At 72.8% G+C, this 21,262-nt stretch carries 19 protein-coding genes; 12 read left to right on the top strand and 7 right to left on the bottom strand.

The window, feature by feature from the left end; genetic code table 11:
• Positions 1-73: 73 nt before the first annotated feature.
• Positions 74-1,090 carry a chorismate transformation FkbO/Hyg5 family protein gene (locus tag QN245_RS20745; protein WP_184448954.1) on the bottom strand — a complete coding sequence of 339 codons (1,017 nt, stop codon included), beginning with the start codon at positions 1,088-1,090 and terminating at the stop codon, positions 74-76.
• A complete protein-coding gene (locus QN245_RS20740) occupies positions 1,087-2,448 on the bottom strand; it encodes an NAD(P)/FAD-dependent oxidoreductase (RefSeq protein WP_317844121.1) in 1,362 nt (453 codons plus the stop codon). Before QN245_RS20740 ends, QN245_RS20745 begins: the two co-directional genes overlap by 4 nt.
• A gap of 131 nt (positions 2,449-2,579) precedes the next feature.
• Here QN245_RS20740 and xanC point away from each other — a divergent pair, with 131 nt between their 5' ends.
• The 10 genes from xanC to fabG all read left to right on the top strand — a co-directional run bounded on the left by xanC (position 2,580) and on the right by fabG (position 10,825).
• Positions 2,580-2,849: a xanthomonadin biosynthesis acyl carrier protein XanC gene (xanC, locus tag QN245_RS20735; protein WP_003470209.1), complete on the top strand. Its 270-nt coding sequence runs from the start codon at positions 2,580-2,582 to the stop codon at positions 2,847-2,849.
• Positions 2,824-3,555: a COG4648 family protein gene (locus QN245_RS20730; protein ID WP_160970503.1), complete on the top strand. Its 732-nt coding sequence runs from the start codon at positions 2,824-2,826 to the stop codon at positions 3,553-3,555. Before xanC ends, QN245_RS20730 begins: the two co-directional genes overlap by 26 nt.
• A gap of 54 nt (positions 3,556-3,609) precedes the next feature.
• Positions 3,610-4,359, top strand: a complete 750-nt coding sequence (locus QN245_RS20725) for a lysophospholipid acyltransferase family protein (protein ID WP_317845410.1) — start codon at positions 3,610-3,612, stop codon at positions 4,357-4,359.
• Between the two features lie 9 nt (positions 4,360-4,368).
• Positions 4,369-4,656, top strand: coding sequence for an ApeI family dehydratase (locus QN245_RS20720; protein ID WP_317844120.1), 288 nt, complete (start codon positions 4,369-4,371; stop codon positions 4,654-4,656).
• Positions 4,653-5,627 (top strand): lysophospholipid acyltransferase family protein, encoded by a 975-nt coding sequence (locus tag QN245_RS20715; protein WP_160970505.1) that lies wholly within the window; start codon positions 4,653-4,655, stop codon positions 5,625-5,627. Before QN245_RS20720 ends, QN245_RS20715 begins: the two co-directional genes overlap by 4 nt.
• A complete protein-coding gene (locus tag QN245_RS20710) occupies positions 5,551-6,198 on the top strand; it encodes a LolA-related protein (RefSeq protein ID WP_317844119.1) in 648 nt (215 codons plus the stop codon). Before QN245_RS20715 ends, QN245_RS20710 begins: the two co-directional genes overlap by 77 nt.
• A 100-nt stretch (positions 6,199-6,298) precedes the next feature.
• Complete coding sequence (locus QN245_RS20705) at positions 6,299-8,656, top strand: MMPL family transporter (protein ID WP_317844118.1); 2,358 nt, start codon at positions 6,299-6,301, stop codon at positions 8,654-8,656.
• Between the two features lie 4 nt (positions 8,657-8,660).
• Entirely contained in the window at positions 8,661-9,095 is a 435-nt protein-coding gene (locus QN245_RS20700; RefSeq protein WP_317845409.1) for a hotdog family protein, read from the top strand.
• Positions 9,096-9,191: 96 nt separating this feature from the next.
• Complete coding sequence (locus QN245_RS20695) at positions 9,192-9,908, top strand: MgtC/SapB family protein (RefSeq protein WP_184645109.1); 717 nt, start codon at positions 9,192-9,194, stop codon at positions 9,906-9,908.
• Between the two features lie 179 nt (positions 9,909-10,087).
• Positions 10,088-10,825 (top strand): 3-oxoacyl-ACP reductase FabG, encoded by a 738-nt coding sequence (gene fabG, locus QN245_RS20690; protein ID WP_317844117.1) that lies wholly within the window; start codon positions 10,088-10,090, stop codon positions 10,823-10,825.
• Positions 10,826-10,886: 61 nt separating this feature from the next.
• On the opposite strand, the gene QN245_RS20685 is transcribed toward fabG, so the two are convergent.
• From QN245_RS20685 to QN245_RS20665, 5 genes are all read right to left on the bottom strand, one after another.
• Complete coding sequence (locus QN245_RS20685; protein WP_317844116.1) at positions 10,887-12,563, bottom strand: tannase/feruloyl esterase family alpha/beta hydrolase; 1,677 nt, start codon at positions 12,561-12,563, stop codon at positions 10,887-10,889.
• Between the two features lie 206 nt (positions 12,564-12,769).
• A complete protein-coding gene (locus QN245_RS20680) occupies positions 12,770-14,395 on the bottom strand; it encodes an NAD(P)/FAD-dependent oxidoreductase (protein ID WP_425612887.1) in 1,626 nt (541 codons plus the stop codon).
• Positions 14,392-15,213 carry a glycosyltransferase family 2 protein gene (locus QN245_RS20675; protein ID WP_184645103.1) on the bottom strand — a complete coding sequence of 274 codons (822 nt, stop codon included), beginning with the start codon at positions 15,211-15,213 and terminating at the stop codon, positions 14,392-14,394. Before QN245_RS20675 ends, QN245_RS20680 begins: the two co-directional genes overlap by 4 nt.
• Positions 15,210-15,986: a beta-ketoacyl synthase chain length factor gene (locus QN245_RS20670; protein ID WP_317845408.1), complete on the bottom strand. Its 777-nt coding sequence runs from the start codon at positions 15,984-15,986 to the stop codon at positions 15,210-15,212. The genes QN245_RS20675 and QN245_RS20670 overlap by 4 nt, the downstream gene beginning before the upstream one ends.
• Before the next feature lie 8 nt (positions 15,987-15,994).
• Positions 15,995-17,194 carry a beta-ketoacyl-[acyl-carrier-protein] synthase family protein gene (locus QN245_RS20665; protein WP_184645101.1) on the bottom strand — a complete coding sequence of 400 codons (1,200 nt, stop codon included), beginning with the start codon at positions 17,192-17,194 and terminating at the stop codon, positions 15,995-15,997.
• Positions 17,195-17,411: 217 nt separating this feature from the next.
• Here QN245_RS20665 and QN245_RS20660 point away from each other — a divergent pair, with 217 nt between their 5' ends.
• On the top strand, positions 17,412-17,672 hold the full coding sequence (locus QN245_RS20660; protein ID WP_317844115.1) for a YcgL domain-containing protein: 261 nt from the start codon (positions 17,412-17,414) through the stop codon (positions 17,670-17,672).
• Positions 17,665-20,982, top strand: a complete 3,318-nt coding sequence (locus QN245_RS20655; RefSeq protein WP_317844114.1) for an ankyrin repeat domain-containing protein — start codon at positions 17,665-17,667, stop codon at positions 20,980-20,982. Before QN245_RS20660 ends, QN245_RS20655 begins: the two co-directional genes overlap by 8 nt.
• The last annotated feature ends 280 nt before the right edge of the window (positions 20,983-21,262 follow it).

Raw genomic sequence — 21,262 nt, 5'->3', positions numbered from 1 at the left:
TTCGACGCCTGATCGAGCCAACCGCAGCGCCGGCGCGGCGATGGCGAGCTCGCGCACGCAGCGACGCGCTGCCTCAGCCGTGCACCCCGTCGATCTCCACCGCCAGTTCGTCGCGGCAGATCACCGCGTGCAGCAGCAGGCGCGGCACGCGGTCGCCGAAGCGGGCGTCGAGGGCATTGGCGACCAGCGGCAGGTCGGCGGCTTCGCGCACGTAGACCTTCAGGCGGGTGCCGTCGCCGAACTGCGGCGGCAGGTCCGGGGCGTGGCTGCGGGCGGCTGCCAGCAGGGCGTCGAAGTTGGCGAAGGTCTCTTCCAGCTGCGCCAGCAACTGGCCCTGGTGCATGGAGGCGTGGCCGACCACGCTGGCGGTGCCCGACAGCAGCAGCGGCATGTCGCTGCCGGCCGGCGGCAGCATCGCGCGGGCGAAACTGGGCGGCTGCGGGCCGTACTGGCGCGGGTAGCGGTAGGCGCTGACCTGGCGCGGGTTCTCCAGCGGGGTGCCGGCCTGCGCGGCGGCCAGCCAGTAGATCTGCATCACCCGCGCGTCGTCGCAGCGGCCGACCGCGGTCGCCGCGGGCAGCTGGGTGGCGTCGAAATCGCCCAGTCCGCGCGCGCGGCCGACGCAGAAGCGCCGGTAGCGTTCGCGGTCGCCGCTGCCCAGGGTGATCGCGTCGAGGTAGTTCCAGATGCGCAGCAGGCGCGGGGTGGCGCTGCCGGACACGAAGGCGGTGATCTGCGCGTAGGCGAGCGCGGCGGCTTCCTCGATGTCCAGGTCGACCTGGCGTTCGTCGATCTCGATGACGCCGAACTGCAGGCGGCCGTCGCTGGCCCAGGCGATGTCGCCGTCGCGGCCGCTGTGCACCGGGGCGTCGGTACGCCATACCTCGAGCATGCGCGGACCGTGCGGCTGCAACGGCACGCGCAGGTAGCGCGGGTCGTCGTGGTAGGGCGCGGTCTCGCCGAAGCCGAACACCGCCAGCACCCGGTCCTCGCCCAGCAACGGGCTCGGGTCGGTCTCGGCGATGTAGTCCACCTGCAACTGCGGATGGCCCTGCGTGTGGTGCGGAAACTGCAGGTGCGGGCGGCTCATGGGGTGGTGTCTCCGTGCAAGGTGTCGCCGTGGAACGATTCGCGGGCCTGGCGGCGGCGGTGGCGCCAGGCGCGCCATGCCCGCGGCAGCATCGCCACCGCGGACAGCGCATAGATGGCGCGGAACACGCGCAGGCGGCGCAGCACCGCGCGGTTGTCGAAGACGTCGCCGGCGAGCATCGCCACCACCGCCTGTTCCACCTGCAGCACGTTGCGCGGCTGCGCGAACAGCTCGCGCATGGTCGGCGAGGTGAAGCGGTAGATGAACCACTTGAACTCGTCCAGGCCGCCGCGCAGGTGCCGTTCCAGGCGCCGCTGCAGCCGCGCCTCGCTGGCCGGCTCGCGCAGCACCGCGTCGACCATGGCCGCGCCGCGCTCGGCGCTGTGCATGGCCAGGTACACGCCGGAGGAGAACATCGGGTCGACGAAGGCGTAGGCGTCGCCGAGCATCAGCCAGCGCGGCCCGCTCATGCGCGTGCATTCGTAGGCGTAGTTGCCGGTGGCGTGCACCGGCGCCACGCGCTGCGCGCCGGCCATGCGCTCGACTACGTCCGGATTCAGCGCCAGGGTGCGCAGCAGGAACGCCTCGCTGTCGCAGCCCTTGCGGGTCTTCATGTACTCCGGGTCGCACACCGCGCCGACGCTCATCACATCGTCGGGCAGCGGGATCAGCCACATCCAGCCGTGCGCGTGGCGGTAGATGCTGATGTTGCCGGCGTCCTCGCCCGGGCGCCGCGCCACGCCGCGGAAATGGCTGAACAGCGCCGCCGACTGGTGCCGCGGGTTGGACCGCTTGAGCTTGAGCTTGTTGCCGAGGAAAGTGTCGCGGCCGCTGGCGTCGATCAGGTAGCGCGGCCGGTAGTGGCGCACGCCATCGGCGCTGCGCGCCTGCACCGTCGGCGTCTCGCCGTCCAACTGCACTGCCTCGACCCGGACGCCCTCGTGCACGTCGGCGCCGACTGCGCGCGCATGCGCGAACAGCACGCGGTCGAAGTCGGCGCGCGGCACCTGCAGCGCGAAGTCGGACTGCGCGCCCAGCGCGTGGGCGAAACGGAAGGTGTTGTAGCCGCCGGCATCGTTGGGGAAGTCGGCGCCGAGCTTGAGCACGCCGATCGCCCGCACCTGCTCGAGCACGCCCAGCCGCTGCAGGATCGGCATGTTCATCGGCAGCAGCGATTCGCCGATGTGGAAGCGCGGGTGGTGGTCCTTTTCCAGCACCGTCACCCGCCAGCCGCGTTGCGCCAGGACGATCGCCGCCGCGCAGCCGGCCGGCCCCCCGCCGATCACAAGCACGTCGGGCGTGTCTGCCGCGGCGGCGCTTGCGGTGGGGAGAAGGGAAGCAACAGCGGGGGACGTCATCCTGAGGGAACCTGCGGGCGCAACGGCGGGGCGAAACGGCATGATAGCGTGCTGTTCGCGGGCCGATGGTTGCGCCGCAGCGCCCGATGCACCATCTTGTCGCACCCGTCCTTTCGCCTGGAAGCCCCTGGATGTCTTCGCAAACCGCCGCCGAACGTGAACTGGCCGAGCTGCTGGTCGAGAGCCTGAACCTGGAAGACGTCCAGCCCGGCGACATCGATCCGGAGGCGCCGCTGTTCAATACCGGCCTGGGGCTGGACTCGATCGACGCTCTGGAACTGGCGCTGGCGATCAGCAAGCGCTACGGCTTCCAACTGCGCTCGGACAACGACGAGAACCGCCGCATCTTCGCCTCGCTGCGCGCGCTGTCAGCGCATGTCGAAGCCAACAAGACCAGCTGAGCCGGCCGACGCCGCGCCCTGGGCGCTGGCCCTGGGCGTGCTGCTGGCGCTGGCCTACTCGCCGCTGGCGCACTGGGCCAACGCCGCGCACCGCCCGGATCTGGCGGTGCTGGCCGGGGCGGCGCTGGTGCTGATGGTGCTGGTGGAGCCGATGGCGCGCTGGCGGCCCTGGGCCTGGGCGCTGGCCATCGCCGCGACGGCGGCGCTGGTGCCGCTGTGGCGCTCGCCGCACGCCCTGCTGCTGCTGGCCGCGCCGCCGGTGCTGTTCACCGCCTGGGTGGCCTGGTTCTTCGGTCGCAGCCTGCAGCGCGGGCGCACGCCGTTGATCACCCGCATCGTCGAGGCCCTTTACCGCCAGGCCGGCATGCCGATCACCCCGGAGCAGTTGCGCTACACCCGCCGCCTGACCCTGGCCTGGACCCTGCTGCTGGTGGGGCTGACCCTGCTCAACCTGCTGCTGGCGCTGTGCGCCCAGCCCAGCGGGGTGCTGGCGCAGTTGGGCCTGGCCGCGCCGCTGCCGATCAGCGACGCGCGCGCCTCGCTGTTCGCCAACCTGCTGGGCTACGGAGTCATCGGCGGCTTCTTCGTCGGCGAGTACCTGATGCGCGGGCGCTGGTTTCCGCAGCGTCCCTACCGTAATCTGCCCGACTTCCTGCACCAGCTGGCGCGGCTGGGGCCGGTTTTTTGGCGCGATCTATTGCGCTGACGCGCGAAGTGCAGGGGACGCTAGGTCGTGCAGATCATCAAGGAAAACACCAAGTTGCCGCAGGCAGGGATGCCCTCGCGCATGGCCTGGGCCGTGTGGAACGCCCTGCAGCTGGTATTCACCCTGGCGTTCACCGCGCTGGGCATCGTCGTCGCGCTGGTCCTACTATGGCTGACCGGGCCGCGCCTGCCGTTGCGCATGGGCGCGCGCTTCTGGGCGCCGGTGCTGCTGTTCGGCGCCGGGGCGCGGCTGCAGGTGGAGGGCCAGGAGCGGGTGGACTGGTCGCGCAACCACCTGTTCGTCAGCAACCACCAGTCGATCATCGACATCTGCGCGCTGTTCATGGCGCTGCCGGTGCCGCTGCGCTTCCTGCTCAAGGACGAGATGCTGAAGGTGCCGTTCGTGAACTGGTATGCGCGTGCGACCGGCATGCTGTTCCTGGACCGCGACAGCCGCCGCGCCGGGGCGATGATGCGGCGCGAGGCGGCGGCGCTGCTGCGCCGCGGCCAGGACCTGTGCCTGTTCCCGGAAGGCACCCGCAGCCGCAGCGGCGCACTGGCCGACTTCAAGGCCGGGCTGCTGCAGGCCGCGATCGACGCGGGGGTGGATGTGGTGCCGGTGGCGCTGGACGGGGCGGGCAAGGTGCTGCCGCCAACCAGCCTGTTCCGGGTCCGGCCCGGCGTCATCCGGGTGCGGATCGGCACGCCGATCCGGGTGAACGGCGAGGACGGCCCGCTGAACCGCCAGGAATTGACCCAGCGCGCGCACCAGGCCGTCCGTGCGATGCTCGAACCCAGGATATGAGTCGCCCGTATGCAATTCGTCGTACCGCATGATCATCCCAGCCTGCCCGGCCACTTCCCAGGCCGTCCGGTGGTGCCCGGCGTCGTGGTGCTGGACCACGTGCTGCAGGCCGTCGAGGCGGCGCACGGCGCGCGCGCGCCGCTGCGCCTGCCGCAGGTGAAGTTCGTGCAGCCGCTGTTTCCCGGCCAGCCGGCGCGTGTGGAACTGGACGGCGCCGCGCCGCGCTGGCGCTTCCGCGTGCTGCGCGGCGATGACCTGCTGGTGAGTGGCGAACTCAACGCCGAGGCGGCGCCGTGAGCGCCGGCTGGAAGCAGCGCCCGGAAGGCGGCGGCCGCTTCGCCCTGTGGCTGATCCGCAGCATCGCCCGCTACGGCGGCCGCGCCGTCGGGCGCCTGCTGCTGTATCCGATCACCCTGTACTTCCTGCTGGTGCGCGGCCCGGAGCGGCGCGATTCGCGGCACTACCTCAGCCGCGTGTTCGACCGCCCGGCCACCTTGCTGGAGGTGGCGCGGCACATCCACACCTTCGCCTCGACCATCCTCGACCGGGTGTTCATGCTGTGCGGGCAGATGCACCGGTTCCGGGTGGACATCCGCGGCCTGGACCAGTTGCACACGCAGATGGACCGCGGCCGCGGCGTGCTGATCTTCGGTTCGCACCTGGGCAGCTTCGACGCGCTGCGGGTGCTGGCCACCGAGCGTCCGGACGTGCAGGTCAAGGTGGTGCTGGACAAGGCGCACAATCCGGCGATGACCGACCTGCTGGGCGCGCTGAACCCGCAGCTGGCCGCCAACATCATCGACGCCGGCATGGACAGCACCTCGATCGTCATGGCGATCAAGCAGGCCGCAGACGAGGGCGCGCTGGTCGCGCTGCTGGTGGACCGGCCGCGCCCGGAGGATCCGGCGTTGCCGGCCGCCTTCATCGGCCAGGGCGCGCTGTTCCCGACCTCGCCGTGGCTGATCGCCGCCGCGCTCAAGGTGCCGGTGGTGCTGGCGTTCGGCCTGTACCGCGGCGGCAACCGCTACGAGCTGGTGTTCGAGACCTTCAGCGAAGGCCTGGACCTGCCGCGCCGGCAGCGCGCGCCGGTGCTGGCCGCGCTCATCCGCGATTACGCCGCCAGGCTGGAGCATTACACCCGCTCCGCGCCCTACAACTGGTTCAACTTCTACGACTTCTGGAACAACCGCCATGCCGATGCGCCGCACCTTGCCGTGGATGCTGATACTGCTGTGCAGCGCCGCACCGCTGTGCGCCGCATCGCCTGAGGCGCTGGACGCCGACTGGATCCTGCAGAAGCTGGCGCGGCCGGCGCCGGTCAGCACCGCCTTCGTCGAACTGCGCGGCTCGGCGCTGCTGAAGACCCCGCTGCGGGTGCAGGGCGAGTACCGTCGCCCGGATGCGCAGACCCTGGTGCGCGAGGTCAACGCGCCGTACCACGAGACCACCACCCTGCGCGGCGGCGAAGCCACGCTGGAGCGCGACGGCAAGCCGCCGCGGCGCTTCTCGCTGGCGCGCGTGCCGGAACTGGCCGGCCTGCAGAGCGGCTTCGGCGCGCTGCTGTCCGGCGACCGCGCGCTGCTGCAGCAGCAGTACACCATCAGCAGCACCGGCACCCGCGAGCGCTGGCAACTGGAGTTGCAGCCCAAGGACCCGGCGGTGGCCGCGCACGTGCGCAGCCTGCGCCTGTACGGCCGTGGCGCTGAACTGCGCTGCATCGAGACCACCCCGGCCAAGGGCGACGTCCAGCGCACCCTGCTGGCCGGGGCCGCGCAGGCCGCCGGTACACTCGTCGACGGGGCTGCACTGACCGCGCTGTGCCACGGCGACGCGGCGTGAACCACGCATCAGGTGATGGGCGCCGGCAGCGCGCTGCCGGGCTGACGGCTGCGCGTGCCGCCGCTGATCGCGCAGGGCGGGCATGCATGGGAACGCGGCAATGAAGCGTGCCCTCAGTTCGAAGATGCGCATCTCGCTGGCGCTGCTGTGGCTGGCGCTGTTGACCGTGGCCGGGATCTGGCTGGGCAATGCGCTGCAGGTGTCGGGGGACTTGCGCAAGTTCATGCCGGAAGCCCGCACCCCCGCGCAAAAACTCCTGCTCGACGAACTCGGCGAAGGCCCTGGCTCGCGGCTGCTGCTGATGTCGCTGTCCGGGGCCGATCCGGCCACGCTGGCGCAGCAATCGCAGGCGCTGCACGCCGAACTGGCCGCGCAGCACGACGTGTTCGAACTGGTCGCCAATGGCGCCGATGCCGGCCTGGACGCGATTCCCGCGCGCCTGCTGCCGTACCGCTACCTGCTCAGCGACAGCTTCGACGCCAGGCCGCTGGATGCGCCGACCCTGCGCGATGCGCTGCAGGCGCGGCTGCAGGACCTGGGCTCGCCGGCGGCGGCGATGGTGGAGCCGCTGCTGCCGCGCGACCCGACCCTGGAGGTGCTGCACCTGGCCGAGAGCCTGCAGCCGGCCGGCGGCCCGCAGCAGCGCGAGGGCGTCTGGTTCGACCGCGCCGGCAAGGACGCGCTGCTGGTGGCGCAGACCCGCGCCGCCGGCTTCGATCCCACCGGTCAGCAGCGTGCGGTGGACGCGATCCATGCCGCCTTCGCCAAGGTCTCCGTGGGTAGTGCGAGCAAGCTCACCCTGACCGGTCCGGGCGCGTTCTCGGTGGAGATCGGCGGGCGCACCCAGAACGAGGCGCAGTGGATCGGCACCCTGGATACGGTGGGGCTGATCGTGCTGCTGCTGGTCGCCTACCGCAGCTGGAAGATCCCGGTGCTGGGCGTGCTGCCGCTGGCCAGCGCCGGCTTGGCCGGGCTCGGTGCGGTGGCGCTGCTGTTCGATGGCGTGCACGGCATCACCGTGGCGTTCGGCTTCACCCTGATCGGCGTGGTCCAGGACTATCCGATCCACCTGTTCAGCCACCAGCGCCCGGGCCTGGATCCGCGCGAGAACGCGCGCCATCTGTGGCCGACCCTGGCCACCGGCGTGGTCTCCACCTGCATCGCCTACGTCACCTTCCTGTTTTCTGGCGTGGACGGCCTGCGCCAGCTGGCGGTGTTCACCATCGCCGGCCTGCTGGTGGCGGCGCTGACCACGCGCCTGCTGCTGCCGGCGCTGATCGATCCCTCGCCGCGCGACCATGCCGACTCGCCGATGCTGGAGCGGCTGTGGCGCGGCATCGCGCGGCTGCCGCGGCCGCGCTGGTCGCTGCTGCCGCTGGCCCTGCTGGCGGGCGCGATCATCGTGTTCGCGCCGGGGCCGTTCTGGCAGAACGACCTGTCCAAGCTGACCCCGGTGCCGGCCGACGGCCTGGCCCGCGACGCGCACCTGCGCCAGGAACTGGGCGCGCCCGACGTGCGCTATGTCCTGGCCCTGCCGGCCGCGTCCGCCGACGCGGCGCTGGTCGCCTCCGAACGCCTGCGCCCGCGCCTGGACGCGTTGGTGGCGCAGGGCGAGCTGGCCGGCTACGACATGGCCGCGCGCTACCTGCCCAGCGCCGCCACCCAGCGTCGGCGCCAGGCCGCCTTGCCCGATCCGGCGCAGGCGCAGGCGATCATGGCCGCCGCGGTGGCCGCCACGCCGTTCCGCGCCGACGCCTTCGCGCCGTTCCTGGCCGACCTGCAGGTCGCGCGCACGGCGCCGCTGCTGACCGCGCGCGCGCTGCATGGCACGCCGCTGGCGACCCCCGTCGATGGCCTGCTGCTGGAGCGACCGGATCGCACCACCGCACTGGTGTCGCTGACCGGGCTGCGCGATCCGGCGCAGCTGGCGCGCGCGGTGCAGGGCAGCGGTGCGCAACTGCTGGACCTGAAGGATGCCTCCGAATCGCTGGTCGCTGCCTACCGCGGTCGCGTGCTGGCCGCGCTGGGCGTGGCCGCGGTGCTGCTGGCGCTGACCGTGGCGATCGCCTTGCGCACGCCGCGGCGGATCGTGCGCGTGCTGCTGCCGATGGCGCTGACCACGCTACTGATTCTGGCGATCCTGCGCGGCTGCGGGGTCGAACTGAACCTGTTCCACCTGATCGCGCTGATCCTGGCCGCCGGGCTGGGCCTGGACTACGCGCTGTTCTTCGACCACGCCGGCGACGATCGCGCCGACCAGTTGCGCACCCTGCATGCGCTGATCGTGTGCAGCCTGATGACTCTGCTGGTGTTTGCGCTGCTGGCCGCCTCGAGCATCCCGGTGCTGCGCGCGATCGGCAGCACCGTGGCGCTGGGCGTGCTGTTCAATTTCGTGCTGGCGCTGCTGATTTCGCGCGAGACCGCCAGCGAAGCCGAGGAGACCCGCCATGCACACTGAGCCATTGCACGGACGCGACGCCATCGCCGCCCTGGTCCCGCACCAGGGGCTGATGTGCCTGTGGGAAGAGGTGGTGGCCTGGGACGCGCAGCGCGTGCGGCTGCGCAGCGGCGCGCATCGCCAGGCCACGCATCCGCTGCGCAGCGGCGGGCGGCTGCGCGCGTTGCACCTGTGCGAGTACGGCGCGCAGGCGATGGCGGTACACGGCGGCCTGCTCGGGCGTGCCGCCGGCACGCCGGTGCGGCCGGGCATGCTGGTGGCGCTGCGCGGGGTGCAGTTGCACGTCAGCGAACTGCAGGACCTGGCCGGGCCGATCGAAGGCGAGGCCGAGGTGCTGCTGCAGGCCGACGACAGCCAGCAGTACGCCTTCCGCATCACCCATGCCGGGCAACTGCTGGCCGAGGGCCGCGCCACGGTGGTGCTGGGCGCGGCCGGCTGAGCCGGCGCCTGCCGCCGGCGTCAGGGCGCCGCAGCGCGGGTGTGGCAAGGTAGCGCCACGTCGATCGCGACGGGATGGGAACAACGGAGCTTGTTGATGCGGTCCATCGAAACCTTCCATGCCGCCGCGTTCTTGGACACGGTGGTCAGCCTGGTGGCGGCGTTCCTGCTCGGCACCCTGATCGGCGCCGAACGCCAGTACCGCCAGCGCACCGCCGGCCTGCGCACCAACGTGCTGGTGGCGCTGGGCGCGGCGGCCTTCGTCGATCTGGGCATGAGCATCGCCGGCAGCGCCGAGGCAGTGCGGGTGATCTCCTACGTGGTCTCCGGCATCGGCTTCCTCGGCGCCGGGGTGATCATGAAGGAAGGCATGAACGTGCGCGGGCTCAACACCGCCGCCACGCTCTGGTGTTCGGGCGCGGTCGGCTGCTGCGCCGGCGCGGACATGCTGGCCGAGGCCGCGCTGCTCACGGTCATGGTGATCGGCGGCAACACCTTGTTGCGGCCGCTGGTCAACGCGATCAACCGCATCCCAATCACCGCCCAAGCCACCGAGATGCACTATGCGGTGCGGCTCACCGTGGCGACGTCCGCCGTGCCCGAACTGCGCGAGCGCCTGGTCGAGGAACTGGAGGCGGCCCACTACCCGGTGAGCGCGGTGGACCTGATCGAGCGCGGCGACGAGCAGACCGAGCTGGTGGCCTCGCTGGTCAGCAGTGCGGCGCACCCGGACGAACTGGATGCGGTGATCGCGCGGCTGGAACGCAAGGGCGAGGTCGTGCACGGCACCTGGGAAACCAGCACCCGCGACTGAGTCGAACGGCCGCGGGGCGGCCGCAGGCGCTGGCTGTACCGGTGCGATATCGCGATCGATGCGCGCAGCGCCGCTGTCGGCTGCGGCAGCGAGTCCGCATGGCGCAACGCGTCCGGGTTTGCTCTACGATGGCGGCCCCTTGTCTGCGGCCGCCGCCGGTCGCCAGCGGAGCCTTGCCGATGACAGCTTCCTCTTCTTCGCGTCGTGCCCTGGTCACCGGCGGCAGCGGCGATCTCGGTGGCGCGATCTGCCACGCCCTGGCCGCGCAGGGCCTGCACGTGATCGTGCACGCCAATGCCAACGTCGCGCGGGCCGCGGAGGTGGTGGAGGCGATCGTCGCCGCCGGCGGCAGCGCCGAGGCGGTGGCGTTCGACGTGGCCGACGCGCAGGCCAGCGCGCAGGCGCTGGCGACGTTGCTGGAGGCCGGGCCGATCCAGGTGCTGGTCAACAACGCCGGCATCCACGACGACGCGCCGATGGCGGGCATGACCGCGGCGCAGTGGCACACCGTCATCGACGTGTCGTTGCACGGCTTCTTCCACGTCACCCAGCCGCTGCTGCTGCCGATGGCGCGCACGCGTTGGGGCCGCATCGTCAGCGTGTCTTCGGTGGCGGCGGTGCTGGGCAACCGCGGGCAGACCAACTACGCCGCGGCCAAGGCCGCGCTGCACGGCGCCAGCATGTCGCTGGCGCGGGAAATGGCCAGCCGCGGGATCAGCGTCAACGTGGTCGCGCCGGGCGTGATCCAGGGCGCGATGGCCGAGAGCGCGTTCCCGCCGGAGACGATCAAGCAGATGGTCCCCGCCGGGCGCACCGGCAAGCCGGAGGAAGTGGCCGCGCTGGTCGCCTTCCTGTGCTCGGACGCGGCCGCCTACGTCAACGGCCAGGTCATCGGCATCAACGGCGGCATGGGCTGACCGCGCCAAAGACGAGGCGGATGTCGCGCCGCCACGCCGGCGGCGCAACGGCGGTCGGCGCTCAGCGGCAGACGAAGCTGGACGCCGCCTCCACGTCGCCGCCGACGTAGCGCGCCACCTGCGGATACGGACACAGCGGCCGGCTGCGCTGGCTGCTCCAACTGGCCGGCACCTCGTTGTTGGGCGCGGCGCTGCCGCTGCCGCGTGCGTTGGCGACGATCGCAGTCGGCGCCTGGCCCTGCTCGACCCAGGCCACCAGCGGGGTCAGCGCATCGAACTGGTCGGTGGCCGGTCCGCCGGCGCAATGGGCCATCGCCGGCACCGCGAACAGGCGCGCGTAGCTGGCGGCGTCGGCATCGGCCGTGCGCAGGCGGTCGTACCAGGCCGCGGTGTCGGCGAAGGAGAAGATGCCGTCGCCGGTGCCGTGGTAGATCAGCAGCTTGCCGCCGCGCGCCTTCAGCGTGGTCAGCCGGGTCTCGTTCGGCGGGGTCATGTACGACCAGGCGGATTCGCGAAAGGCGCCGGATGTGGCGAAGATCTTCGGCGCGTCGCGGTCCATGTCGAACTGCAGCGCGTACCGCTTCAGGTCTTGCAGCATCGCCGGGTCCTCCGGCGGGGTGACGAAGCCGAAGGCCACCGATCCGGGCACCAGGGTCAGCGAGGCGTCCTGCCGCCAGCCGGCCCAGTCGCCGCTGGCGATGCCCGGGTCGTAGGGGAAGGGTGCGTACAGCGGCGTTCCGGCGCTGTTGCGCACGCCGGCGTGGATGGCGACCAGCGCGCGCTTCTGCGCCGGAGTCAGGCATTGGCCGGTGCGCCCGGCGCTGCCGCAGGTGGCGACGTCGCGGTTCAGGTCGAAGCGGCGCTGGCAGGCGAGCACGTCCTGCACCATGCCGTCGCGCACGCCGTCCAGCGCATCGCAGGTGGCGACGATGCGCTCGGCCACCAGGCTGCGCTCGGCCGCGTTTAGGCCGCTGCGCGTGTCGCTGCCGCCGGCCAGCGCCGCCAATTGTTGGGCCGCGGCCAGGTCCGCGATCGCCGCCTTGGGCAGGTGGAAACCGGGGTCGCCGACCAGGATGCCGTCGTAGTCCTGCGCATCGCGCGCGGCGGCGACCATGCCGTGGCGGCCGCCGTTGGAGCAGCCGCCGAAGTAGCTGTAGTCCGGCGCCTTGCCGTAGGCGATCTGCACCACGCGCTTGGCCATCGGGGTCAGCGCCTGCACCGCCTGGTAGCCGTAGTCCAGCCGCGCCTGCGGATCGCGGCCGAACAGCGGGTTCTGCGCATTGCTGTGCCCGGCGTCGGAACTGATGACCGCAAAGCCCATGCGCAGCGGGTTGTCGCGCTGGCCGCCGCCGCCGATGTCGCCGAGCGCGGGGACCACGTTGCCGTCCATGCCGCCGTTGGCCTGGTAGAAGAAACGCCCGTTCCATGCCGCCGGCAGGCGCATCTCGAAGCCGATCGCATAGGACTGGCCGTCGCTGCCGACGCGTTCGTGCATCAGGCCGGTGATCTGGCAGTGCGCGCCGATCGGCTGGCCGGCCACCTGCAGGGCGCCGGCGGCCGCGCTGCGCACCGCGGTGAAGCGGGTGCCGGGATAGGCGAGCCGGCTCGCCAGCGCGTCGCACGACTGCTGCAGCGGTGCCGGCGACGCCGGAGCACGCTCGGTCGTCTGCGCGTGTGCGGTGGAAGCGGTGGCCAGAGCGGCCAGGGGAAGGGCCAAGGCGAGCAGCGTGGAGCGCATGCGGTTCTCTCCTGAAAGGCGCGGGCGCGGCGGGCCTGTGTCGCGCCGGCGGCGCGGGGCGTCAACCGCGGTGCGTGCGAAAACGCGAATGTACGGGCGATATTCGCCCCATGTGACGCAGGCCGCGTAATTGTGGCGCCCGCTGGCGGCGCGCGGCGCTGTGCGGAGCGCGCGTTGTTGCAGGGCCGCACGGCCCTGCGCGTGGATCAGGCGGCGTCCGCGTACCAGTCCGGCGACAGCACAGGCAGCGGCGTCTGCGCCTCGCGGCAGGCGTCCAGCAGGCCGTGGTCGGCCAGCGCCGGATGCTGCTGGCGGGCGCGGGCCAGGATCTCCCCGGCCAGCTCCGCCATGCGCGCGACATTGCCATGCAGGCGGGCGACGAAGGCGGCGTCGTCCAGCCGGTCGCTCAGGGCGCGGTTGAGTTCGTGGAACCAGCCGATCAGGTATTGGTCCAGCAGGCGCCCGTCGGCCACCGCCGCGGCCTGCGCGCGGTTGGCCGCGCCCCAGTCGCGCAGCAGCGCCTGCACGCCAAGGTTGAGCGCGCTGGCGTGCTGCAGCGCCGGGCGCAGCCGGCCCAGCACCGCCAGGTCGGCGATGCGGTCGGTGCAGTACAGCGGCGCCAGCAGCGACCAGTAGTAGGTGTAGTCCCAGATCACCTTGACCGGCATCACCTGGGCGTCGCCGAACAAGGGGTACTGGTCCTGGTAGAGGGTCAGGGTGTTCTCGTAGAACGAGAAGTACAGCTGTTGGTACAGCTCGGCGTAGGGCGCGATGTCGCGCCCGGCACGCTCGCGCCCGATCAGCTCGCAGATATAGGTATTGCTGATGGCGATGAAGTCGCTGCCCGGCGAATAGAACGGGTCCAGGAACACGCCGGCTTCGCCGGTCAGCGCCCAGCGCTGCGCCGAGAACACCTGCTTGCAGCCGTAGGAGAAGTCGCGCAGGAATAGGAAGTCCTGCACCGTGTGCTCGCTGCGCTCCAGCGTGCTGGCCACCTGCGGCTGGTGCGTGCGCAGCCAGTCCATCGCCTTGGCGTGGGTGTTCATCGTCTCCAGCGGATGCATGGCGGCATCGCAGACGATGCCCAGCGAATGCGCGCCGGAGGACAGCGGGATCAGCCAGAACCAGTAGCCGGGGCCGCACATGTGGTTGGTCGAGCGCCAGCGGTCCGGTGGCGTGCAGCGCTGCAGCCAGGCGCTGTCCTGCGACCAGCCGTTGGGATCGACCAGCCCGTCCACCCGCCACCACACCGCATTGGCCTGGTGCGGGTTGTCCTGCGCCAGGCCGAGCTTGCGCTTGAGCAGGCCGGCGCGGCCGCTGGCGTCGATCACCCAGCGCGCCTGCAGGCGGGTTTCGGCGCCATCGCGGCCGTAGCGCACGCAGTGCTCGCCGTCGTCCTCGGCCAGGTCGACGCCGCGCACCGTGCTGCCGTCGAGGAACTCCACCCCCAGGGCACGCGCGCGTTCGCCGAGAAAGTTCTCGAAGCGGCCGCGGTCGATCTGCCACGACGGGGTAGGCAGCAACTGGCTCACCCCCAGCTCGGTGCACTGGTCGATGTCGGCGCGCCCGTCGGAGAAGAAGAAGCGGAAGCCGAACTTGCGGATCTGTTCGGCATCCAGGTGCTCGCGCAGGCCCAGCACCTCGGCGAAATAGTGCGCGCCGATCTCCACCGAGGATTCGCCGACCTTGAAGGCGGCCTCGCGCACGGGATGCGCGCGCCGTTCCAGCACGCGGATGCGCAGCTGCGGGTCGCGCTGGCGCAACTGCAGCGCCAGGGTCAGTCCGGCCAGTCCGCCGCCCAGAATCGCCACATCCGCCTGCGTTGCATTCATGTCGTCTTTTCCTTGCCGACGGCCAGGGGTGCCGTGTCGAGGGTGCCGTCGACGTCGTCGATCAGCACCGGGTTGGCGCGGGTGCGCCGGTACTCGCGCACCACGTGCCCGTAGGTCCACACCTGCACGATCACGTGCGAGGTGATCTTCCACAGATCGCGCACCAGCCGGAAGTGGCTCTTGCGGAACGTGCCGGGAGTCTGGCTGGCGTAGCGGGTCTCGATCGGCACCGCCACCACCCGCGCGCCGGCCTGGCGCGCGGCCGAGATCAGCAGCTGCGCCTCGAACACGAAGCCTTCGCCGGGCACGTCGGGCAGGGTGTAGACCGACTGCGGGTACAGGCGCTGGCCGCTCTGGCTGTCGACCAGGCGGAAGCCGCAGCCCCAGGCGATGCCCCAGTCGCCGAAGTCGTTGCCGATGCGGCGGATCGGCGGCTGGCTGGCGCGCTTGCGCAGGCGCGCACCGACGATCACGCAACCGGGGTGGCGGTTGGCCGCGGCCAGCAGCCGCGGGAAGTCTGCGGCGCTGTGCTGGCCGTCGCCGTCCATGGTCATCACCGCGCGCGCGCCCTGGCGCTGCGCCTCGGCGAAACCGCTGCGCAGCGCCGCGCCCTTGCCGCGGCGCTGCGGGTGGCGCAGCAGGGTCACCGGCAGGTCGGCGATGCAGTCGCTGGTGCCGTCGTCGGAGCCGTCGTCGACCACGATCACCCGCGGGCAGTGCGCCAGCGCGTCGCTGACCACCTCGCGGATGCGCAGCCGTTCGTTGAGGGCCGGAATCAGGATCGCGGCGTCGGCGGCGGTCAGTGGCGTGCGGCTCATGCGCGCAGCTCCACCTGCAGGCAGCGGCCGCCGCCGGCATCGAGCACGCAGCCGCTGCCACCCAGCGCCAGCGCGTCGAACAGCGGCAGCATCGGTGCCATCGCATTGCCCGCGGCATGCCGTGCCAGCGGGCCGTCGCCGATCGGCGCGGTGCCGTCGTGCAGTTGCACCTGCAGCTGCGGCTTGTCGTCGCGCGTGCCGGCGCTCAGCACCAGCGCGCCGCCGAGCAGGCCCTCGCTGCGCGCGATGCGGCCCAGCGCGCCCACCGAGCGGCTGTCGTAGCCGACCAGCAGCACCGCGTCCTCGCCCGCGGCCAGCTGCGACAGCGCTTCCAGCAGGCCCTGCGCGAAGCTGCCGCTGTGCGCGCTGATCGCGGTCGCCGCGGCGGTGGCGCCGGCGCCGATGGTCCAGTAGCCGGCGGCGGCGTTGTGCACCGAGTTGTGGAACTTGGTCGGCGAGATCGCCAGCGGCTCGCTGGCCAGGGTGGTGCACATGTAGTCGGTGATCGCCAGGTCGCCGTGGGTGGAGGTGAACACCGACGGCAGCGTGGCCGGGTCGCGGCCGGCGTCCTGGCAGGCGGCCAGCGCCGCGTCCAGCGACACCGCCACCGTGTCCGGCGCACGGCGGCGCTCGTTGGGCGCCAGCAACTGCGGCGACGGCCGTGCCGGCGTCTCCAGCAGCACGCCGTCGCCGCGCGCGAACGCCTGCGCCAGCGCCCACCCGGGCAGCCCGGGTGCCCAGAAACCGATGCCTTCGATCGTCGCGCGCAGCATGGGCGTGCTCATGCGCGGCCGAACAGCAGCGAGCAGTTGTTGCCGCCGAAGCCGAAGGAGTTGTTCATCGCGTAGCGGACCTGTGCATGGGCGGTGGCGAAGCGGATCTGCGGGCCGCAGGCGGGATCGGGCAGTTCGCTGTTGAGGGTGCCGGGCAGCAGGCCGTCGCGCAGCGCCAGCAAGGCGAACACCGACTCGACGATGCCGGCGGCGCCGAGCGTGTGCCCGGTCCAGGCCTTGGTCGAACTGGCGTGCAGGGTCGGCGGGAACAGCGCCGCCACCGCGGCGGCCTCGACGCTGTCGTTGGCCGGGGTCGCGGTGCCGTGCAGGTTGAGATAGCCGACTTCGGCCGGGTCCACCCCGGCGCGCTGCAGCGCACCGCGCATCGCCAGGCCGGCGCCCAGCCCCTGCGGATGCGGCGCGGACATGTGGTGGGCATCGCTGGATTCGCCGTAGCCGCACAGCAGCGCCTGCGCCGGCGGCGCATCGGCGGCATCGGCGCGTTCCAGCAGTGCGTAGCCGCCGGCCTCGCCCAGCGACAGCCCGACCCGGCGCACGTCGAATGGCCGGCACGGTTCCGGCGACACCACCTGCAACGAGTTGAAGCCGAACAGCACGCTGCCGCACAGCGTGTCCACACCACCGACCAGCGCCGCGTCGACCACGCCGGCGGCGATCAGCCGTGCCGCCTGGGCGAATACCTTGGCGCTGGACGAGCAGGCGGTGGCGACGGTGATGCACGGCCCGCGCAGGCCGGTGGCGGCGCGCACGAAATCGCCGAGCGAATGCGGGGTGTGCACGATCGGCCGGTCCAGGTCGGCAGGCAGGCGCGGGCCGTCCGCGTCGTGTTCGAGCCGGGTATAGGCCTCCTCGCTGGCGCCGATGCTGGAGGTGGAGGTGCCCATCACCACCGCCACCCGTTCGGCGCCATGCCGCTGCGCCGCGGCGGCCACGGCGGCGGCCATGCCGTCCTGCTGCAGGGCCAGCCAGGCCAGGCGGTTGTTGCGGCATTCCCAGGCGGCCAGGGCGTCCGGCAGCGCGGCGGTTTCCAGCCCGTCCACCCGGCCGATCCAGCATTCCAGCGGTTGCGGACCGAAGTCGTTGCGGCGCAGCCCGCTGCGGCCCTCGCGCAGCGCCGCGGCCTGGGCCTGCAGTCCACTGCCGAGCGCGTTGGTCGCGGTGTAGGCACGGATGGCCACGGGAGCCATGCGGGGCGACGGGGACGCTTCGGTCACGCGGTATTCCATACAAGGTCAATCATCGGAGTATATCGACGCATTCGGTCATGCCGTGAAACGCCCGCACTGCGAACGTGAATAGCGCTCCGGCCCGGATCCGTTCAGCGCAGGGCCGGCGTGCGCTTTCGCCGCTGGCGCATTTCCTCCACAATCGCTTGCCTTTCCACGCCAGGCGCACGCCACGGGCATGCAAGCCTACGTCTACAAAAGCCATCGCAAGCCGGACACCTATCTGTATCTCGCCGCCCGCGACGACTTCGGCCGTCTGCCGCCGGACCTGCTGGCGTCGCTGCAGCCGCTGGCGTTCGTGCTCGAGGTGGCGTTGACCGCCGAGCGCACGCTGGCCCGCGCCGATCCGGCCGCGGTGCGCGCCAACCTCGCCGGCTGCGGCTTCCATCTGCAATTGCCGCCGCGACTGCCCGGCACCACCGATCGACACGATGACTGACTCCTTTCCCCGCGCGCGTGCGCCGATGCTCGCCGCCGCGCTCGGCGCGGTGCTGGCGCTGGCCGCCGGATTCGGCCCGCTGGCCGCCGCGCTGGGCGCATGGCTGGCGCAGCCGGCGTTCGCGCTGGCGCTGTCCTGGCACCGCGGCAGCCGGCCGCGTCCGCGCGCGGCGCGCGAGCTGATCGGCGCGGCGGCGCCGCTGCTGGTGCTGTGGGCCGGCGGCATGGCGCTGGTCGCGGTGCTGGTGGCCTGGCCGCTGGCGGCGCTGCACGACAGCGGCAGCCTGGCCGCGGCGCTGGCGCTGAGCGTGGCCGCCAGTGCCGCGTTGCTCGGCCTGTGGCGGACCTGGCCGCTGTGGCACGGCAGCGACAGCGAGGGCGGCCCGCTGGGCGCGCGCTGGCACGCGCTGGCGCAGCAGGACGTGCAGGCCTGGCGCGGGCTGGCGGTGGCCGCGCTGGTGCTGGTGCTGGCCGGGCTCGGCGTGGTGCTGGCCTGGCCGGGACTGCTTGCCGAGGCCGCGCGCTGGCCGCTGGCGCTGGCCTATGCGCTGCTGTCGCCGCTGCTGCACGCCGGCCTGCAACGGGTGGCGCCGCCGCAGGCGCTGACCCCGCCGGTGTCCTCCGCCGACCTGTTCGCCGAACTCAGCGCCACCGCCGCGCCGCGCGCGGACGAGCCGCCGCCGGCGCAGGACGAACTGCATGCGGCGCTGTACGACGCCGCCCGCGGTGGCCGCGTCGATCGCGCGCTGCAGTTGCTGCAGGCCGGTGCCGATCCGCATGCGCTGCCCGCCGCCGAGTGGCGCGACCAGCGCAGCCTGCCGGTGCTGGCCGCGGTGCTGCCGGACCTGCGCCTGCTGCGCGAACTGATCGTGCGCGGCGTCGACGTCAATCGCCCGCACCTGGGCATGACGCCGCTGCTGGCCGCCACCCGCGACAGCTGGCATGGCCGCCCGGAGGCGGTGATGACCCTGCTCGCCAACGGCGCCGACCCGCGCGCCAGCGACGGCGACGGCAACACCCCCCTGCATCACGCCGCGCGCAGTTCCGATCCGGGCGTGGCCGCGCTGCTGCGCGACGCCGCCGCCGAACTGGACGCGGCCAACCGCGACGGCCTGACCCCGCTGGCGGTGGCCTGCCAGGTCGGCAACTGGCGCATGGCCAAGTTCCTGCTCGAGCGCGGCGCCAAGCCCGAACCGGCCGAGGCCAGCCCGGTGCTGCTGGCCGCGGCCGGCACCGAGGAAGACGATCCGGCCGGCGTGCAGTTGCTGCTCAAGCACAAGGCGCGGGTGGACGCGCGCGACCGCCAGCGCCGCAGCGCGCTGCACGAGGCCGCGCAGGCCGGCCACGTGGAGATCGTGCAGGCCCTGCTTGGTGCCGGCGCCAACCTGGAAGCGCGCGACGCGCTGGGCCGCACGCCGTGGCTGGAAGCCGCCCGCCACGGTCGTGTGGCGGTGCTGGAACGGCTGTTGCCGCACAAGCCCGACCTCACTGCGGTCGATGGCGACGGCCGCAACGCGATCCTGCTGGCCTGCACTGCCGACCACGTCGCCACCGGCCTGATCCGGCGCCTGCTCGACCTGGGCGTGGCGCCGGCGCAGCCGGACCAGAGCGGCCGCCGCGCGGTCGACCTGGCCGCCGAGGCCGGGCGCTGGGCGATCGTCTCCGCGCTGGACCCGGACTACCCGCTGCCGGCCGCGGTCAGCGACGGCCAGGGCGAGACCGGCCCGGCCGGCCTGCCCGACCGGCCACCGCTGGAACTGCTGCGCGAGGGCCTGCAACTGGGCCAGCCGCGCGACGGCCTCGCCGCGCTGGCGCGGCTGTGTGCGGCCGAGGAACTGGGCGCGCTGCTGCACGATGCGCCGCTGGCGTTGAACGCGCAGGCGGTGGACTGGCTGCTGGCGCACGGCGCCGAGCCGGAGGTGCTCGATGCCTGCGGCGACACCCCGATGTTCGCGCTGCTCTCGCGCGGCGTGGAGGCGGTGCCCAGCCTGCAGGCGATGCTGCGCCACGGCGTGTCGCCGGCCGGCCGCGGCGGCCTGACCCGGCTGCTCGCCGCCTGCGCCCAGCACGATCACGCCTCGCGCGCGCTGGAACAGTTCGCGCTGGAACTGCTCGAGCGCGGCGCCGATCCGTTCGCGCCGTCGCCGGCCGGCGACCCGCCGCTGTCGCTGGCGGTGCGGCTGGGCTGGCTGCGGCTGCAGTTGCAGTTGCTCGAACGCGGCGCCGACCGCGAGGCGCGCGACAGCCACGGCATGACCGCGCTGCACCTGGCCGCCGCGCTGGGCCGCGAGGCCTCGCTGAAACTGCTGATCCAGCAGGGCGCCTCGCCGGATGCGCGCGCCGCCGACGGCCAGACCCCGCTCGGCGTGGCCCTGGCCAGTGGCCGCCGCGACCTGGCCGACTGGCTGGACTGGCGCACCTGGCCGCTGCCGCGGCGCCCGCTGCGCGAGGCCGACGTGCCGGCCGCGGCGATGGTCGGCGACGCCGAGGCGATCCGCCGGCTGATCGATCTGGGTTTGCCGGTGGATGCGGTGGACGCGCAGGGCTGCACCGCGCTGCTGCGTGCCGCCGGCGGTGGCCATGCCGCGGCCGTGAAGCTGCTGCTGTCGCGCGGCGCCGATCTGCAGCACGCTGCGGCCAGCGGCGCCACGCCGCTGTCGGCGGCGGTGAGCATGCGCCAGACCGAGATCGTCGCCGCCCTGCTGCAGGCCGGCGCGCAGATCGAACACCGCCTGCCGGGCGGCGTCACCGTGCTGATGCTGGCCTGCGCGCTGGGCTTGCCGGACATCGCCGCGCGGCTGCTGGCCGCCGGCGCCGACGTGCATGCCGGCGACGCCCAGCAACTGGCGCCGCTGCACTGCGCCGCGCTGTACGGCTTCACCGCGCGCGACAAGACGCGCCTGCTGGCCCTGCTGGACACCTTGCTGCTGGCCGGTGCCGAGGCCGACCGCGGCTCCGCCGGCGGGGTGACGCCGCTGCTGTTGCTGCTGGGCGCGCGCGCCGAGCCGGGCACGGCCTGCGAGGAGCCGGTGGTGCTGGCCGGCGTCGAGCGCCTGCTCGACGAGGAGGTCAGCCTGGAGGTGCAGGATCCGCGCGGCTTCGGCCCGCTGCACCTGGCCGCGTTGCACGGCCTGCCGCTGCTGGTGCAGCGCCTGCTGCGCGCCGGTGCCGATCCGGAACTGCGCGATACCTTGAATCGCACCCCGCGCGAGATCGCGGTGATGCGCGGTTTCGTCGACGTCGCCGGGCAGTTCCAGCCGGCGCTACCGGGGGTGTCGTCGATGGCCCGCTTCCTGCGCGAAAGCCGCTAGCGCTCTTCCTTCTCCCACCGGGAGAAGGTGGCCCGGAGGGCCGGATGAGGGTAGGGCGCCGCCTCGTGTCGCCCTTGCACCGCGCCTTGTGCCGCACCCTCACCCCAACCCCTCTCCCGGTGGGAGAGGGGCTTGCGGCATCGCGCGGCATCGGCGTGCGCCACCAAGCAAAAAAAATGCCCGCCGGAGGGCGGGCGAATTGCGTCATGGTGGGCACGTCGCTGCTTTCGGAACCGCTGCGGGAGGATGTCCTCCCGCGCACGGTGCGCGGCGGCGAACG

This window comes from Xanthomonas rydalmerensis (genome assembly GCF_033170385.1).
GTDB lineage: Bacteria > Pseudomonadota > Gammaproteobacteria > Xanthomonadales > Xanthomonadaceae > Xanthomonas_A > Xanthomonas_A rydalmerensis.
This window is presented reverse-complemented; position numbering and strand designations above follow the sequence as displayed.